The organism is Salinisphaera sp. C84B14, assembly GCF_040361435.1.
GTDB lineage: Bacteria > Pseudomonadota > Gammaproteobacteria > Nevskiales > Salinisphaeraceae > Salinisphaera.
The window spans coordinates 209445-227255 of record NZ_APNL01000006.1 but is presented as its reverse complement, the minus strand read 5'-3'; the positions used below and the strand labels follow the sequence as shown (position 1 = coordinate 227255).

At 63.1% G+C, this 17811-nt stretch carries 15 protein-coding genes; 5 read left to right on the top strand and 10 right to left on the bottom strand.

Going from position 1 to position 17811, the window contains the following annotated elements; genetic code table 11:
* Window positions 1-590, top strand: a 590-nt coding sequence (locus C84B14_RS07455; protein WP_353223008.1) for a GGDEF domain-containing protein, incomplete at its 5' end; no start/stop codon positions are given.
* Between the two features lie 243 nt (window positions 591-833).
* Window positions 834-2834 (top strand): M48 family metalloprotease, encoded by a 2001-nt coding sequence (locus C84B14_RS07450; protein WP_353223006.1) that lies wholly within the window; start codon window positions 834-836, stop codon window positions 2832-2834.
* 140 nt (window positions 2835-2974) lie between these two features.
* On the opposite strand, the gene C84B14_RS07445 is transcribed toward C84B14_RS07450, so the two are convergent.
* The 4 genes from C84B14_RS07445 to C84B14_RS07430 form a co-directional block, all read right to left on the bottom strand.
* A complete protein-coding gene (locus C84B14_RS07445) occupies window positions 2975-3595 on the bottom strand; it encodes a trimeric intracellular cation channel family protein (protein WP_353223004.1) in 621 nt (206 codons plus the stop codon).
* 163 nt (window positions 3596-3758) lie between these two features.
* Entirely contained in the window at window positions 3759-4259 is a 501-nt protein-coding gene (locus C84B14_RS07440) for an anthrone oxygenase family protein (RefSeq protein ID WP_353223002.1), read from the bottom strand.
* A 329-nt stretch (window positions 4260-4588) separates the two neighbouring features.
* Window positions 4589-5866, bottom strand: coding sequence for a WG repeat-containing protein (locus tag C84B14_RS07435; RefSeq protein WP_353223000.1), 1278 nt, complete (start codon window positions 5864-5866; stop codon window positions 4589-4591).
* A gap of 188 nt (window positions 5867-6054) precedes the next feature.
* On the bottom strand, window positions 6055-7074 hold the full coding sequence (locus C84B14_RS07430; RefSeq protein ID WP_353222998.1) for a mechanosensitive ion channel family protein: 1020 nt from the start codon (window positions 7072-7074) through the stop codon (window positions 6055-6057).
* 809 nt (window positions 7075-7883) lie between these two features.
* Here C84B14_RS07430 and C84B14_RS07425 point away from each other — a divergent pair.
* Window positions 7884-9497 carry a BCCT family transporter gene (locus tag C84B14_RS07425; protein ID WP_353222996.1) on the top strand — a complete coding sequence of 538 codons (1614 nt, stop codon included), beginning with the start codon at window positions 7884-7886 and terminating at the stop codon, window positions 9495-9497.
* A 352-nt stretch (window positions 9498-9849) separates the two neighbouring features.
* On the opposite strand, the gene C84B14_RS07420 is transcribed toward C84B14_RS07425, so the two are convergent.
* A complete protein-coding gene (locus C84B14_RS07420) occupies window positions 9850-10071 on the bottom strand; it encodes a hypothetical protein (RefSeq protein ID WP_353222994.1) in 222 nt (73 codons plus the stop codon).
* A gap of 105 nt (window positions 10072-10176) precedes the next feature.
* Between C84B14_RS07420 and C84B14_RS07415 the strand changes: the two genes are divergently transcribed.
* Entirely contained in the window at window positions 10177-12033 is a 1857-nt protein-coding gene (locus tag C84B14_RS07415) for a hypothetical protein (RefSeq protein WP_353222992.1), read from the top strand.
* A 25-nt stretch (window positions 12034-12058) separates the two neighbouring features.
* Window positions 12059-12934, top strand: a complete 876-nt coding sequence (locus C84B14_RS07410) for a hypothetical protein (RefSeq protein ID WP_353222991.1) — start codon at window positions 12059-12061, stop codon at window positions 12932-12934.
* A gap of 453 nt (window positions 12935-13387) precedes the next feature.
* On the opposite strand, the gene C84B14_RS07405 is transcribed toward C84B14_RS07410, so the two are convergent.
* The 5 genes from C84B14_RS07405 to guaA all read right to left on the bottom strand — a co-directional run bounded on the left by C84B14_RS07405 (window position 13388) and on the right by guaA (window position 17645).
* Window positions 13388-14824, bottom strand: coding sequence for an IS4 family transposase (locus C84B14_RS07405; RefSeq protein ID WP_353222989.1), 1437 nt, complete (start codon window positions 14822-14824; stop codon window positions 13388-13390).
* A 103-nt stretch (window positions 14825-14927) separates the two neighbouring features.
* A complete protein-coding gene (locus C84B14_RS07400; RefSeq protein WP_353222988.1) occupies window positions 14928-15173 on the bottom strand; it encodes a DUF6364 family protein in 246 nt (81 codons plus the stop codon).
* A gap of 43 nt (window positions 15174-15216) precedes the next feature.
* Window positions 15217-15738 (bottom strand): DNA-binding protein, encoded by a 522-nt coding sequence (locus C84B14_RS07395; RefSeq protein ID WP_353222986.1) that lies wholly within the window; start codon window positions 15736-15738, stop codon window positions 15217-15219.
* Between the two features lie 16 nt (window positions 15739-15754).
* The gene (locus C84B14_RS07390) at window positions 15755-16012 is read right to left on the bottom strand and encodes a hypothetical protein (RefSeq protein WP_353222984.1); all 258 of its coding nucleotides are present in this window, start codon (window positions 16010-16012) and stop codon (window positions 15755-15757) included.
* Between the two features lie 55 nt (window positions 16013-16067).
* Complete coding sequence (gene guaA, locus C84B14_RS07385; protein ID WP_353223017.1) at window positions 16068-17645, bottom strand: glutamine-hydrolyzing GMP synthase; 1578 nt, start codon at window positions 17643-17645, stop codon at window positions 16068-16070.
* Window positions 17646-17811 lie beyond the last annotated feature (166 nt).

Sequence of the window (17811 nt, the reverse complement as noted above, 5' to 3'; positions counted from 1 at the left end):
CGCTAATCTGCGATGAACCTTTTTTTTACCAGCGCGTGCGCCAGAGCGAAAACCGGCTGCGTGAGTACGCGGCCCGCGACGCACTCACCGGCCTGTTCAACCGCCGTTATCTGCTCGAACTCGCCGGGCGCGAACAACGTAGAGCGGAGCGCGAGAACACGGGCCTGTCGCTGGCGATTGCCGATATTGATCACTTCAAGCAAATCAACGACAGCCACGGACACGAAACCGGGGATCAGGTGCTCGTACATGTCGCCGGCATTCTCGAACGATGCTGTCGGGCCGGCGATACCGTGGCCCGCTGGGGCGGCGAAGAATTTCTGTTCCTGCTGCCCAATACCAACGCCGACGAAGCCGCCCTGTTCGCCACGCGCGTGTGCGAAACGGTGGCCGGGCAGCCGCTGCCACGCAACGGCCAGCCGCCGCTGGCATCCACTCTGTCGCTGGGCGTGGCCTGCCTGAGCACCGATGAAACGCTCACCGAAGCCCTGGCCCGCGCCGATGCCGCGCTCTATCAAAGCAAGGCGGCCGGTCGAAACCGGGTGACCGCCCACGGCCCCGCAAACGCGCAGCCAGCCCGACGGGTATAGTGGGTCGCCGTCGTCCCCGTACCTTGGCGGCGCAAGACTGCGGCTTGCAATAGCCTTCTCCCAGCCGGCCAGTACAACGCCGCGCCTGCACCCGCCCCGGCACACGCCCCGGCATGTCGCGGCGCGGCGCCGCTGCCGATCTTCAACCTAAGGCAAGCGCCCGTCCGACGCCCAGGCGCGTTGGCTGCCGCGCGATACCCGATGGTTTATATTCGCGGGCGCTCTCGCCGGCTGCTTACCGCCATGACCGTCTCATTGCCTGCCCTGACCCGCACCGTCGTCGCCGGATTTCTCGCGCCCGCGGCCTGTATCGTGCTTGGCATCATGGCCTGGCTGTACGCGGCGCCGGCGCCCGACGTCACCCCGGCTGTGGCCGCGAACGGTTTGCACTACGTCCAGGCCGTGGCGGCTGTCTCGATGACGCTATTTGCCGTTTTCTGGCTGGTATGCAGCCTGTATCTGCTGGTCGCCGGGCACCGGCGTGCCCTGCAGGCGATGCGTGATCCGGCCCGTCTGATCCCCGCTGCCCGCTGGCTGCGCCAACAGCTGCCCGCCATCCTGATCACCACCACCACAGCGCTGGCGGCCACGCTGGCGTCGGCCGCCGTCTGGCTGGCCATCGCGCTGGGTGTGGCTGGCCCGTTGCACGGCGATATGCCCATGTTGCATCACGCCGCGGTCATGGCCTGTGGCGGCCTGGCGCTGTTCGCCGGCGTCGACCTGTTCCGATTCGTCGCCGGCACCCGTGCGCTGCGCCGAACGCTGGCCGGGCAACCCGTCACCCAGCTGCCCGGACAGCTGCTCACGGCGTCGGCCGCGCCAGCACTATGGCAGTTGGTGCGTGATATCGCCAAGGCACAGGACGCACGTGTGCCGGACCAGATCGTCCTCGGTTTCGTAGAAGGCGCATTCGTTACCGCCGCCCCGGTACAGGTACAACCGGCGGGTACCGAACTACAGGGCTGCACGCTGCATCTGCCGCTGCTTACGCTGGCCCATCTAGACGAAGCCGAGTGCACAGCGCTGATAGCCCACGAGCTGTCCCATGTCGCCAACGCCGACATCGAACAGGCGCTGACGCTGGCCGCCGACCAACGCGCCATCGGCCGCGGCCATGCTGTGCTCGAGCACAGCAGCGCCCGCGCCCAGCTGGAGGGCCTGCTTACACGCCCGGTCGCCTGTATTGCCGAGAGCGTGATGGCCGCCCTGGATCGCGCCGTGGCCCGGGATCGACGCGCGGCGGAATACCGCGCCGACCGGGCCGCCGCCGATGCCAGTTCCGCACAGGTCGCCGCCGCGACCGTGCTGCGCGCGGCGGCCACCCAGAACGTGGCCCAGCAGGCGATTGCGGCGTTTCAGAATGGCGGGATCACGCACCCGCAGCGGCCGTTCACCGCCGCCGATGCCTGGTTGAGGGCGAATGCCATGCCGGCCGTGGCACAGGATGCCGCCGCGGCCGATCCGCATGCACGCCATCCCGGCTTCAACGAACGACTGGCCGCACTCGACGTCGCCAACGATCGCCGCGTATACGCCCGCGCTGAACGCATCATCACGCCGGGCCAGAACGCGCTGGCAGGTTATATCGGCCCGGATGCGCCGGTGATCGAACAGGTCGATCGCGACCTCGCCAATCTGCTCACCGACGACTACGCCCGCTGGCTGCACACGCTGGTACGAGACAAACAGAACACGCCCACCGACAACATCTACTACGCCGATATGCGGTCCGTGATCGCGGTCTGTGTCGTGGTCGGTATCGCCTGCCTGCTGGGCGGGCTGTTCCTGTTCGTCTCCGGTTATGCCACCCACGATCTGTTGCTGCCCGCCATCGTTGCCCCCTGCGTCGGTGTGTTCAGCCTGGGCCTCGCGGCATGGCGACTGCTAGGCAGGCCGCCGGCCGTGGTGCAGGTCACCGACAGCGCGATCCTCAGCCGGGCTCTGTGTGACCCCATTCCGATCGATGCCGTGGACAACGTCAGCTTCGACCGGCGCAATGGCCAGCTCAGCGTTTATCTGCAGCTGCACGAACAGGCGCCGCTGCCGCACTGTGCACGCATCACGCTCGGGGCCGCCCAGTGCCATGCGTCCTCGCAGCACGTGGTGCTGAGGTTCGGGCCGCTGCGTACGAGTGCCGAACGCCTCACACACGAGCGCTTCGTCGAACGGTTCACCGCCGCTCTGCAGGGCCGGGCCGCAGGCTCCGTGCTCGACGAGCTCGGGGCTGAGGGGCAACAACGGTAATTCGCGACCGGCGCGCGACGATAGTCCGGCGTGCATGGCTCCGTGCCGCGCCCCTGCGTCCAGTCCATGAGCGCAATATCGCGGATTCAGGTTTGCGTGGCGTCGCATACCGTTGGCAACGACGGCCGGCAGACATCGGATCAGTCGTTGTACAGGCGCGGTACCGGCAAGTGCCAGCCGCGCCGCATGGCCATGTAACGCACGAAAAAACACAGCGCGGCCGCGCCGATCACGGTGGGCGCGAACGGCCAGTTGAGGGTAACGCCGGTCACGGCGACGCCCGAGCCCAGCAGCGCGGCCGTGGCATACAGTTCGGTCGGCGCCAGCACCATGGGCAGCCGGTCGATGAGCACGTCGCGCATGATGCCGCCACCAATGCCCGTGATCATGCCCATCACTGCCGCCATCACCGGCGAGATGCCGAACTCCAGCGCCCGTATCGAGCCGCCGACGGCGAACAGCGACAGCCCCGCGGCGTCGAAGACGCCCACCGGCCGGCCGATACGATCCACCCACCGATAACCGAAGAACACCACGAGCGCGGCAAGCATCGTCATCAGCCCGTAGCGCACGTCTGCAATCGCCAGCGGGGGCGTGGCGCCGATAAGCAGGTCGCGGGTGATGCCGCCTACCGTACCGGTGGCGAACGCCAGTACCGCCAGCCCGAAGATATCGAGCCGCTTCTGTGCCGCCGCCATCGCGCCGCTCAGGGCGAAAACGAACGTGCCTGCCAGTTCCAGCACGGAAAGTAACAGGTGCATAGCAGTCCAGCCGATCGGTGCATGGCGGGTGTGCAATCCCCTATGGTAATCGGCCGGCCCCGCCGAACGCTACGCCGCGGCAATATCCGGCCCGCCCTGCCGCTGGCCGGGGTGTTCAAACAAACGCAGGGCCCACCAGCAATGGTCGTGCGCGCAGCTCAGGCTAGATACGTAACAGCAGCCCGAATAACAGCGCCGCCGTAAGGCTTGCCGCCGCGGTACGCACGATGTTCCAGCCGTTCCAACGCGACTCGAAGGCATGCCGCGCCGCACGCAGCCGCTCTGGCGTCATCGTCTCTAAATCACAGGCCTGGATACGATTGTTCAACGGGATATTGATCAGGCCCGTGGGTAGCTGCACGCCGACGAGATACAGCACGGCCGCAGCCGCCAACAAGGCCAGATCTGCGCCGCCTGGCACGGCGAATCCCAACGCCAGGGCTGCCAACAGCGCCACGACCGAACCGACCCACATCAGCATGAACAACAGCGCACGGGCCTGGATCACCCCGTCGATCGCACGAAACGTTTCGAGAAAACTGCGATCGGGTAAGCAGCGAATGCCCGGCATCACCACCACGGCAAACGCAAACAAAAACCCCGCGACGAGCGAACACAGCAAAGTTGAGAGCAATACCGCCGCCGTAAAAACCGCCGACCCCATCGTGACCTCCCGTGACGCCAAGCGCACCTGATTTATAGCACGCGCTCTTTTAAGGGCCAGAGGGTGAACGCCGCGCAAGAGCACTCGGCAGTCGGAAGATCACGATAACGGAGACGTTGCTATCCGCGGGCCCGCGCAGACCGGCATGGCGCCTGGCCTCGCCGCCGCGGTCGCCGAACGCCGCGGCGGCATCCAAGACGTCTGTTGCTGCGGCCCAGATCGCCGCCGTTGGCAGTACGTGACGGGGTTAAGAACGGTCGCCTGGTTCGGCGACACGCGCACGCTGCCCAGCCAGATGCCCGCGACTCAGCGGGCTAGAGCACGCGGGCTCAGGAGGCGTCTTCAGCGCTTTGTGCGCCGAGCGGGTTGCGCAGGATGCCAGTGGTGCCGCTGTTCATGGGCGACGCGAAGGCATGGCCTTCGCTGAAAGAGCCGACGCTGTAGAACTGCGGCTCCAAGACCATGCGCCCGTGGGTATCCATGAATCCCCAGCCGAGGCGTTCGAAGTCCTTGCCCTCGTTCAGGCCACGCGCCAGCTCGACGCCAAGCAAGCCTTCGTGGAATACGTGTTTCGCATCGATCATGAACCGTCCCTCGTCATCCAGAAACGGAATCCGTGCGATGCGTTCGCCGTCGCGATCCAGCACCTCGATATACCCATCGCTGTTATCGCTGCGTTCGCCGTCCACGGCAAACATCGTCACGCGGTCGCCGTAGCCGCGGGGTTTGTGTTCATAGCGCGCCGGCACCACCACCTCGCCGCTGTCGTCGATAATGCCCCAGCGGCCATCGCGATAGAATTTCGCCCGCCCGGCGATGAACGGGCCGACGCGTTCCATATCGTCGGGAAGTGCGAAACGGATATCGCCCTCGGTATCGATGACGGCCCACTGGTAGGTCTTGGGCGTGGGCCCCGGCAGGCTGTCGTAGAGACGACTGAGTTTGTTGTCGCCCTTGGGTTCGGATACGGGCGTGGCCTGGGTGGATACCACCGCGAGCCCGTCGGAGAACGGCCCGGCCGCCGGATAGGGCGTGTCGCGCAGTTTGTGCCCGTTGCGGTCGACGAAGTTGCTGCCGCCGCGTTCATCGACGATACGAAGCCAACCGTCGTGAAAATCCCCCAACGGGTGATGCAGGTTCGGATTGTCGGCATCCACGCCGTGCCAGCGCGGATCGACCTCAAGCACGGGCTGGCCGTCGGTATCGATGAATTGCCAGTCGCCGCCCGGGGTCTTGACCGCGGCCAGACCCTCGGAGAATTCGCGGGCCTCGGCATATTGCAGATCGATCACGCGCTTGCCGTGACGATCGACATAGCCCCAGCGCATGCCGACTTCGCTGCGGTTGAAGTCGCCGACCGGTGCAAGCCCGTCATGAAAATCGCCGGCCTTGTCGTACTGCGGCTCGACGACGTATTCGCCCTGCAGGTCGAGAAAGCCGTAGCCGCCCGTGCCCCGTACGCGCGCCAGCCCCTCGGAGAAGCCGTGCGTTTCGCTCAGGCCGGTACGTGGCGCCACCGCGTAGTCCGGCTCGGCCACCACAGGCGACGTGATCGCGGCGCAAACGAGTACGAACGTAAACAGGAATAAACGGCGGGTGGCTGGCATGCGATCTTCACAGGGCAATGGCACAGGCAACGCCCTCTTACCCGAACACAGGTCAGGCAGGGGCACGCAGACCGACATTATGCCCATTCATCCACGGCCTCGCCCCGGGTCACGGCGCCGCCCGCACGCTGGGCCGGCTCCGCAAGCCCGGCGGCGCGCCGGGCGAAACCCGATCACCGCCTTGTCGGTTAGTCGTCTGCCCTTGGCTGGGGCGCTCGGTCGCGGTCGGCGTGGGTGCGTGCCTCGGCTTTCCAACGCGGTTCGGTGGGCCGCTCAGGATCGACCGGCCAGCCTTCGCGCTGGGCGCTGCGATCCCCCTCGCCCGCTTCGGTCTGGTCGTGCCAGAGCGCAACACGGGTTTCGTAGGGCATATCGATATGGGCTGCATCGAGCGCCTGCTTGATTGCCCGCACCGCCTGGGCACGCACGCGCACCACGTCCGCCCGACGGCTGTCGGTCCACCAGCGGGCGCGAATGGTCACCCAGCTGGCGGCCAGATCCCAGGTGAACGCTTCGGGCGCCGGCTCGGCCTGAATCTCGTCGACTCCGGCCAGCGCCTCGCGAATGAGTTCGCAGGCCTTGTCCATGTCGTCGCCGTAACCGATGCCGATATCGTACTGGCTACGCCGCTTGGCATGGGCGGTCTTGACCAGCACCGCGTTGGTATAGATATCGCTGTTGGGCATCACCACGTTCTGGCCGTCGTAGGTGCGGATGATCGTGGCACGCGTTTCGATGCGTTCCACCGTGCCCTCGTAGCCGTTGATCTCGATCTGATCGTTGATGTTGAACGGCTGGCGCAAAAGGATGAGCAGGCCCGCCAACCAGTTCTGCAGAATGTCCTTGAAGGCGAAACCGATCGCGATCGAGCTCACGCCCAGGCCTGCAATGAGATCGCCCGGGTGCAACGTGGGCATGACAATGGTGGCCGACAACATGAAGCCGATCACCAACGTCGTCCACTTCAAGAAGCCACCCAACACCTCGCCCAGATTCTCGCGCGAGCGGCGTACGCCCTGTCGAACCACCAGGCGCCGTGCAACCGAGGCCAGCACCATGAAAAGCAGGAACACGATGACCGCGACCACGATATTCGGCAGCAACCGTATGGCCCCGTCGAGCCAGGTATCGAGCCGCTCCACGAGCATGCCCGGGTCGATATCCAGCGTCTGCGGCTGATCGTTCGAGGAAACTTCGGGCGTTGCCATAGGCGACTCGGTTGAAAAATAAGGAAAGGCGACAAGGACGGACGCGACCCAGTGCGTCCGCGCTCGCCGTATAGATAACAGAACAGGCCGGACAGCCCCATACGACGCTTGGACCCGCGTATACCCGCTGCATGGGATTGCGTCATCGACGCCCGCAGCCGAGCCTACCCGTGGATCGATCGCACGGCCATTAAGCCCGGCTGGCTAGCACAAACGGCTTGGGTTGCCGTTCGGATGCAGACAGCACCGGCGCTAGGGCACAACGCCCCGCATAGGCCGGTCATTACGCAGCGGCCACATTGCTCTCCCCGCAATTTGAAACGTCCGTCTCGTTTCCAACAGCGCGCTATAAATTCGCCCGAAACTCGGCAACTATCGCGTTTTGAAGATATGAGCGGCGTTCAAATTTCATGCTCGACGCGCAACCGGAAGCGGCCACCCGCTGTGTTCAACTACGCAGCAACAATATCCGCGTCCCCTACCCGGATCTGGCAGATATACGCAGACAGACTGGCCTTTGATTATCTGCTTTATTAACGTGCGTGGGGCGTCGCCGCCTGCCTTGCCGTTCGGGCGGAAATACCAGACCCGAGCCGGTTGTTTCCGGAATAGCGCCGACACCGCGTAAACGTGATCATCAGCGTATCCGCAGGCGTCCTACCCGGCCTGGCATCTAGCGCACGTTTTGACACGCCCACGCCGGGTCCATAGGCTCGGTCGGCTAACACCCGCGACTACCGCATCTTGAGCCCATGCCCGAAGGCGTGTGGATCGGTGCCGTCGCGGCCATCTGTTTTATTGGGGAAAGCATGGATAAGAGCGAACGGGTCGACGAGCTCGAAGAGCGCTATGATTTCGATTACGAGATAGGTGAAGACAATATCCACCCCTGGGGGCTGGAACTGCACAACCCGGTCTTCATCTGGAGTGCCTTGCTGATACTGGTCTTCGTGATCGGCTCGATGCTCTATCCCGATATCGCCAAGAGCGGGCTATCCGGGGCCAAAAACTGGGTCATCAACAGCTTCGACTGGCTCTTTCTCAGCGCCGGTAACGTCTTCGTTCTGTTCGCGCTGGTATTGATCGTTCTTCCGCACGGGCGCATCCGGCTGGGCGGCGAAGACGCCGTACCATCTTTTTCGCGTTTATCCTGGTTCGCGATGCTTTTCGCGGCCGGCATGGGCATCGGGCTGATGTTCTGGAGCGTGGCCGAACCGGTCGGCTACTTCACGGAATGGTCCGGCACGCCGCTTAATACACCCGGCGGCGATCAGGCCTCCAAGACGGCCGCCATGGGTGCTGTGATGTACCACTGGGCGCTACACCCCTGGGCGATCTACGGCGTGGTCGCACTTTCGCTGGCATTCTTCGCCTATAACAAGGATATGCCGCTGTCGATCCGCTCGACCTTCTATCCCCTGTTCGGCGAGCGCGTCTGGGGCACCCTGGGCGACGTCATCGACACGCTGGCCGTCGTGGCCACCATCTTCGGGCTGGCCACGTCGCTGGGCTTTGGTGCCCAACAGGCCGCCGGCGGCATCGAGTTCCTTTTCGATATTCCGGCCAACCTGCCGCTGGAGATCGGCATCGTCGCCGGCGTGACCGCAGTCGCGCTGGTGTCAGTCATCCGGGGTATCGACGGCGGCGTAAAGCTACTCAGCAATATCAACATGGGCCTGGCAGGCCTGCTGTTGCTGTTCGTTATCGTCGCCGGCTCGATCGTCGCGTTCGCCGGCAACCTGCTCACCACCTATACCGGCTACGGCGAATATCTGCTGCCGCTGAGCAACCCGTTCGGCCGCGACGACGAAACCTTCTACCACTCCTGGACCATCTTCTACTGGGCCTGGTGGATTTCCTGGTCGCCGTTCGTGGGCATGTTCATCGCCCGCGTCTCGCGTGGCCGTACCGTGCGCGAATTCCTCACCGCCGTACTGATCGTGCCCACCGTGGTTACCGGCATCTGGATGAGCGCATTCGGCGGCGTCGGCGTGGACCAGGCCCTGAACGGCGTCGGCTCGCTGGCCGGCGGTATTCAGGACTCCTCGCTCACCCTGTTCCGCATGCTGGAGAACCTGCCGCTCACCAGCATCACCTCGTTCCTGGCGATCGTGCTGGTTCTGGTGTTCTTCGTGACCTCGTCCGACTCCGGCTCGCTGGTCATCGACACGATCACCGCCGGCGGCAAGACCGAAGCCCCCACCTCCCAGCGCGTCTTCTGGTGTGCTGCCGAAGGCTTCATCGCCGCTGCCCTGCTGATGGTCGGCGGCGCCGACGCACTCAGCGCGCTCCAGTCCGCCGCCGTCACAACCGGCCTGCCCTTCACGCTCATCCTGCTGCTGATGTGCTATTCGGTATTCAAAGGCCTGAACCACGAGTACAAGCTGCTCAAGCTCAAGGATGCGGAAGCGGCGACCGGCTAAGCCTTGCGCGCTAGCGCGGCAAAAACATACGGGGCGGGTGCTGTCGCATTCGCCCCGTTTTTTTAACGTGCGACATGTTGCTACAACGCAAACCGATAGAACGAGTCCAACGCTTTTTAGCCGCGCGCGGCACACAGTCGAGTGGCAGGAATAAGACGGCGACTTGGCTAACTCGCCTGCATATTACGGCGGCAGGCGGGGTGTGTTACCGGTTGATTACCGCGACCAGGACATCGTGTCGCGTGCGACAGGCGTACTGGTTGGGCGGCGAAAACGACCAATCAATCGCACATAAACGCGACGACCCGGGCGGGCGCCGCCGAAGCATCCTCAAGCCGTAACGGGAACACCGTCACGTCGAATCCATGGGACGGAAACTGGTCCAACCCACGTCATTGCCCCATTTGCCAGTAGGGCTTCTCGCGACCCACCAAGCGGCCCTCTGCCGGAACAGCGACGTATCGTTATCTTTGCGCGCCTTGGCGATCTGCATGTGAAAAGGCGGCTCCCAGCCCCATTGGTCGACGCCGATGACCTGAACGCCCTGGCCGGGAATAGCTCGTTTTTCGGTCAAGTTTCTCGCCTATTGTGTGCGTCGATAAACCTCGAAGACGTCAACTCAACTGGTCTTGCCCACCCATGGGGTTTCGGCTAGATTTGATCCTAGAAGGGGGGCGAGATGGCAAAGAAACTGTTCGTTTCGATAGGGGTCTCGCAGCCGCAGGATTTGCGGCCGCTGCCTGGCGCCATCTCCGCGGCAAAGCGAATGGCTGACTGGGCACGCGCACAAGACTATCGGACGGTGATCATCACCGACGATGGGGGCGCGCCCGTGTCGATCGCTCGTCTGCGCGAAGATGTCACTGCGGCCATCGACGAAATTCTGGAAAATGACTCAATCAGCCGGATTGTCTGGTTCTTTGCAGGTCATGGCTGCCTGATCCCACCCGAACAGCGTTTCTGGTTGCTCAGCGAATGGCGCAGCGACCCTTCAGAGTCGATCAATGTAAACAGGCTCAAGCGGGTGCTCCGATATTATGGCATCGACCAGATATCGATGATCGCCGACGCTTGCGCTGAAATCCATAATAACTTCAAGGAAGTTACCGGACATCAGGTACTAAAGCAGCCCGACGAGGCCGACCGCGAGCCGGAGTACGACCAGTTTTTCGCCTCAGCCGCCGGTGAAAAGGCGTTCATGGTCAAAGGCGAGAACGGGACCGACAATTTCTGCATTTTCTCCGAAATCGTCCTCGCGGCACTGACTGGGCAGGATGTCGGCGCGTTCGACGACCCGAACGACAGGCCCCTGAAAGTCACCAGCCAGTCCTTGGCCGCCCATATCAAAGGCGCTTTGCCACTGGCTGCAAGTACCCATTCGGTGAAGATGGAGCCGAGCCTGCTACCCGCTTTTTACACCGACCGACTTTATGCTCAGTTCGATGGCCGCGGCTCGAGGCCACCCCCTGCCGTTGACGACATCTTTCCCGTAGGACCACCCGAACTCGATTTCAGCCAGCGGATGACGCGCATCGAAGCGCCGTCGGATTCCGACTTCATGAGCGAAGACGCCGAGGGTTTTGCGGTCGAGCCATCCATCTGGCGGTTAAGCGACGAGGTGGAGGCGCGAATCGACGAAGCCGAACGCGAGCGCAACGACATTATCGATCATTTCGTCGAAGATATCGGTGCCCGCGTCCGGACGATCGGGGCCGGCGATGCGCCGGAATCGAACGTTTTCATCCAGGGCAGCGAAATATCCGACATTATCCGCTCGACCAGCAAAGAGCGATTAGCCGGGGCGCGCGAATTGCAGCTGCCGGGCACGGAGACGGAGATTCTCGTCGTTAACGGACACGGGTGCGGCTATTACCTGCCGGTCTTCCCAAAGCTGAAAAGCGTCCTGCTGCTCTACGAGAACGGCAATTCGAGCGTTTACATGACGCCCAATGCGCGATTGGTGGATTTAAACGCCGTGGAAATTCTGGGGCGGCTAGAGGCCGGTCTGCTGAGCTCAGCCGATAGCGCGTCGATGGCGGCGGTGGTGCGCGAGGGCAAGCATAGCGATCCCGTGCGCGGCTGCATCGCGGCCTATCTCTATGATGCGATCGGCGATGTACGGAACATCCGCCGGGTGGCCTCCTACTACGCACACAATAGCCAACCGGTGCCGCTCGATGTCGCCCTGTTGTGCGATGAGCAGATCTACACGGGCGAGCACGGCGAGCTGCTAGTCGATATTCCAGAGATCGAAGCAAGCAAGCCGCGAACACGAGACGAGGCGAAGCGCGGCTTCACTCACAACGCCATGGCCGCCGCGCCGCGTGTTCCGGTCGCCGGCAATGTCCCGTGGATGGCAGCCGGCTGGAGCCGGCTTGCAGACGCCCCGCTGTCCGAAACGCTGGAATCTTGGCGCGAGCAGACCACGGCGGTACGCGGGCATCTGCGCGACAGCCCGTTCACGGCAGTTGATCCGTCGGGCGTAGCGCTGCTCACCGGGGTACTGCGTCGCCGGAGCGGGATGGTCAGAGCGTAACCGTCAACAACGAAGGGGATGGCCGATGAAACTCGTGCTCGTTCACGGAATCAATCAGCAGGGCAAATCGGAAAACGTGATCCGTAATCTGTGGATGGCGGCCCTACGCACCAGCGCTGGGCAAGACGCCGGCTGGATCGACGAAAAGGTAACCGAAGTGGCCGCCCCCTTCTACGGCGACCGGCTGTTCGCACTGTCCGAGGTGAAAAAAGACTGGAGCGCTGTCGCCATGGGCAGCGACGACACATCGGACGCCTTCGCCGAATTCGCCGCCGAAGCGATACGCGAAATGGCGCTCGCCGCTGGGGCGAACGACGCGGAGATTGAGGCGGAAGCCGGCGAAACGGCGGTCGCCGCCGGAGCCGGACCGCACAAGAGATGGCTGAAGGCGGCGGCGCGCGTGCTCGAGCGCCACGCCCCGTGGCTCGCGCCGCATGCGCTGAAATTACTCGGCCAAGCGCATGCGTATCTGAAACGCCCGCATATTAACCAGGAGATCAAGGATATCGTCCGCCCCGCGCTTGAGGCCGACGAGCCCATGGTGATCATCTCCCACAGCCTGGGCACGATCGTCACCTACGAGTTGCTGCGCGAGTTCGAGGATGCCGGACGCAGCCGCAGCTGCCCGCTCTATCTGACGCTCGGCTCACCGCTCGGCATCGACGAGGTCCGCAAATCCTTCCCGAGGCCGCGCAAGATACCGGGCGGGGTCGCGCGCTGGGTCAACGGTTCCGATCCGGAAGATTTCGTCGCCCTGCATAGCAGACTCGGCCCGCCCAAATATAATGGTGATATCGAGAATATCGCTGATATCGAAAACGGCTACGACGATCCGCACGATATCCTGCAATATCTGCTAGACCCGCGCATCGTTGCTGCGGTGAAGGCCGGCTTCGCCTAAGCAACCGCGCATCTGCCGCAGTGATTGACCCGACGGGTGCGCCTGCGACGGTACGGGCCACGCGCCCGCAGGGTCGTTGGATTGAGCTTGAGAGTTCTAGTCAGCTTCTGATACCCGAGCCGCCAAGCGCCAACAATGGAGGGCGCCAGTCCGGCTCAACCGGAATCTTTCCGTCGCGGCCGTAGATCGCGCCTGGATGGGTAATATCACGTTAATCGGCTTGCCAATCGCTGGCTCTATCTGGCCTAGCGACAGGTCACACCGAGCATGAGGCGCACAGGCGACTACTCGGGTGATGCGGCCGCCGAAAGCTCCTTCAGTATGCTGAAGAAAGAACTGCTCCGGGGCCGAAGGCTTGAATCGCTATCACAGGCTAAATCAACGATTTTCGACTCCATCAGTCGCCTGGGCGTAATCGGGGCGTAATCGGGGACAGACCAGAATGGCGCTAAGTTAAGGCTGTTTTGCACGATAGCGGCTTCGGTGCGGTATCTCTTCCATTTCGTGCCTTGGCCGGGTGAGCAGTGCAAACGGCTTGGGCCTTCGCTTGACGCATCGAGGCTCTCGTCGGCCGGGTCGAGGTATAACACAGGCGTCGGCGATTGCCTCGATCAACGAGTGATCGCCCATCTTCTGCGGCGCCCACTGCCGCAGCGCTTGTAGCGTCGCCTTGAAGCTCACCCGCGCGGGCGGTGCGTTTTTGCTTTGAGCCGCTTCCCACATCAGTAGTCGTAAGGCGTTATAAACGATCCAGTGCATGCGGATTTCATTGCGCACGCCGGCCGGCGTGCGGCACCGTAAGATGTCCATGCCCATCGTGGTCTTCAGGTCACGGAAGAACAGTTCAACCTGCCAACGGCGGTAATACAGATCGGCCAAATCGGCGGCACTGTAAATCGTGGGATCGGTCAGCGTCGTGATCAGCGTATAGCCCCGTGTCCGAAAGCCAGGCGTGGTGACGTCGACACGGATTTGGCGTAGCGTCAGCTGTGCCGGCATGGCCTGCCACTCGGCTCGGCTATAACTCAGGCGCGGGTTCCAAGGCGGTTTTGGCCATTCGATCAGCAGATCGTTGTCGCCGAGAACGGCTTGGGCGTTGCTCGCGCTGACCGGCGTTCGCCGGGCCAGCGTAAACACGCTATCCACGCCGCGCTGTGCGAGTTGCCAGACATCGTAGTAGCTACAAAAGCCTTTATCGCCTAACAGGATATCGTCGCGCTTGAACGTCGCCCACTGGGCTCGCAGCAATGGCAGCTCTTGCTGTTTTCGATGGCCTAACCGATGGCTGAGCACCGCGCCGGTCGCCAGACAGAAGCATGCGCAGATGCGTGCCTGCGGAAAGCCACAACCTGGCTTCTGACTGGCCGACTGAGGCCACTGCGCTTGATTGGCCGGCGTATCCGGCATGCTAATACCGGTCCCGTCGACCACAATCACACGTCGCTGTTTCCATCGCGCTGCACGTGCGAGGCAATCGAGCCGACTGCCGGTCTGTGTCGCGATGCCTGCCAGCATCGACTCATCGAGTTTGGCTCGCGCCTGACAGTATGCGGAGGTCGATGACGACGGCATCGGCCAACCCTTGGCTACGGCATGCGCCTGGATTTTTCGAACGACTTCTCGACAACCACCGTCGGCGTCTAGAATCTGAGAGAAAAAGGCCCAGAAGGTGTTTTCCTGACTGAAAAAACGCCGCCGGCTAAAGCGCCCGGACGACTGTTGAGACAGTTGCCGCGACGGGATCAAGCGCTCGAAGCGAGCGCCCAGTACGTGCAACGAATGAGCTTTGATCCGGGCTCTTTCGTCGGCCCACTTTTGACGGGCTGAGCGCGGCGTGCGGCGTAGTGTTTGCAGATGAAAGCCGGGCAGATAGAGCGTTGGAGTGGGCATGCGATATTGTCGCTGCCCCGCCCGAAGTGGGCTACCGTTTCACGATGCTGAATGGGCTTAACTTAGCGCCATTCGGGACAGACCACGTTTAGATCGACGCGGATTACTGGCCGCGCTTAATTGCGCAGCGGTCGCACATTTCAGCCGCGATATGCATATCCGCTGGCAGCAGGCCCGTGATTTCATCGGGGGCAACCGGCGGTGCTTCTTTATCCGGAAATCGCATACGCCGCAGATAGCGCTCAATGACTTCGCTCACGCTGAGGCCATTGGCTTTCGCATACCGTTTGACGAAATCCACGTCCTCGATGGGTAAACGAATCGTGAGCTTGGTTGTTTTTATCGCCATCGTCGTGCTGCCAGTGCGCGATACGTTTGCAGTCTCGCAACCCTTACGCCATTAACGCATCCAGTTTACGCGAACGCTCCGCCGACAGGCGACGCGCCTGAATCGCGGTGTTGAGTTCACGAGCGGCGGCACTGATTTCGAGAGTAGCAGCATCCACCACATAGCCACTCTCGGCGAGCCAGGACAACGCATCCGACAAATGCCAAAGCGATGGGTTGCCTTCGTGAATCGCGGCCGGAAATGTGGAGCCGTTTTTCGTAACGATTTTGCGTAGGTTCTGACGGGACATGCCGACGTGCTCGGCAATATCGGTCAGGCCGGCGTAGTCGGGCAGAACTTCGACTAGTTCGGCGTTATCGACCGCTTTGCGTACGTCGGCGATCGCGCTTTCGAGCGCGACCGTCGCGCTGTCGGCCTCGCGCGCGAATTCCAGTGCCAACCGTCCGGATTGTCCGATACCCGGCAGGGCATCGTCGCAACCGGCATCGAACAGCCGGTCGATTAGCGATTCTTTATCACCGTCGTGGTCGTGCAAACGGTATTTGAGCGTGAAGATGTATTCCATGGCCGCCTCCACTTAGCTAGTCCGGCTCGCCTGCCCCGCCCGTGCATTTATCGACGACTCGACGTATCTGGCGCGCATGTGCTTCGGGATTTCTCGGCGTACTCCAAACACTCGTGATACAGAACTCGCCGCAGCGACAATCGCTATCGTTATGCGGACAAAACAGCCGCCCCCAGGCATGGCCGCGGCTTTTCTCGATGCGCCATCCGTGCGCTTCTGCGTGCGCAACGGCCTGCTCTATGGCTTTGTCTGGATGCCTGAAATCGCGGGCCATCCCACGGCTCCAATATCTGACATAGGACAGTAGTTGTCAACTGACAACCATTACCCTACTCCCACTCAATCGTCCCCGGCGGCTTGCCGGTCACGTCGTAGACCACCCGCGATATCCCGCTCACCTCGTTCACGATCCGTGACGAGACATGTTCGAGCAGTTCGTACGGCAGATGCGCCCAGCGGGCGGTCATGAAGTCGATGGTTTCGACGGCGCGCAGGGCGATGACGTGTTCGTAGCGGCGGCCGTCGCCGGTCACGCCGACGCTGGAGACGGGCAGGTAGACGGCGAATGCCTGGCTGACCTTGTCGTACCAGCTGGATTCGCGCAGTTCGTGGATGAAGATGGCGTCCGCCTTGCGAAGCTTGTCGGCGTATTCCTTTTTCACTTCGCCGAGGATGCGCACGCCCAGGCCCGGGCCGGGGAACGGGTGGCGCATGAGCATGTCGCGCGGCAGGCCGAGGGCCAGACCCAGCTCGCGGACTTCATCCTTGAACAGTTCGCGTAGCGGCTCGACAAGACCGAGCTTCATGTCTTCCGGCAGGCCGCCGACGTTGTGGTGGCTCTTGATGACATGCGCCTTGCCGGTGGCGGAGCCGGCGGACTCGATGACGTCCGGGTAGATGGTGCCCTGGGCGAGCCAGTCGATATTGGTGAGTTCGGCAGCGTGGGCATCGAAGACTTCGATGAAGGTGTTGCCGATGATCTTGCGCTTGGCCTCCGGGTCCGCCTCGCCTTCGAGCTTGTCCAGGAACTGGTGTTCGGCATCGGCACGGATGACGTTCAGGCCCATGTGCTCGGCGAAGGTGGCCATGACTTCGTCGCCTTCGTTGAGGCGCAGCAGGCCGTTGTCGACGAACACGCAGATGAGGTTTTTGCCGATCGCTTCGTGGATGAGCGCGGCGGTGACGGAGCTATCCACCCCGCCGGACAGGCCGAGCAGCACGCGCTGGTCACCCACCTGTTCGCGAATGCGCTCGACGAGATCTTCGATGATGTGTTCGCTGGTCCAGAGTTCGCCGCAGCCGCAGATGTCGTGCACGAAGCGCGAGAGGATGCGCTTGCCCTGGGTGGTGTGGGTGACTTCCGGGTGGAACTGGATGCCGTAGTAGCCGCGCTCTTCGTCGGCCATGCCGGCCAGCGGCGCGCCGTCGGTGGTGGCGATCACCTTGAAGCCGTCGGGCAGCGCCTTCACGCGGTCGCCGTGGCTCATCCAGACGTCGAGCAGGCCGTGGCCTTCGTCGTTGACATGGTCCTGGATGTCCGTAAACAGCCTGGAGTGGCCGCGGGCGCGTACGCGCGCATAGCCGAATTCCTTCACCTCGGAGGTTTCCACCTCGCCGCCGAGCTGGGCGGCCATCGTCTGCATGCCGTAGCAGATGCCCAGCACCGGCACGCCCAGTTCCCATACCGCGGCCGGCGCGCGCGGGCCGTCTTCGGCCGTGGCGGACTCCGGCCCGCCGGACATAATCACGCCGTTGGGGTTGAAGTCGCGCACGTAATGATCGGCCACGTCCCAGGCATAGATTTCGCAGTAGACGTTGGCCTCGCGCACGCGGCGGGCGATGAGCTGGGTGTACTGACTGCCGAAGTCTAGGATGAGGATTTTCTCGGCGTGGATATCCTGGGTCATGCGCGGTATCGGGCTCGGCTGATGGGCGGGAGATGCGACCATTGTTTCAAGGTGCGCAGGATACCGAATCGCCGCCCGCTCGGCAGCGCTCGCGCGCCTGCATGGCCGCCGGCTAGAATGACAGCCTGATGACAGGCGGCTTGTGGGCGACGCCTTCGCTGCATGG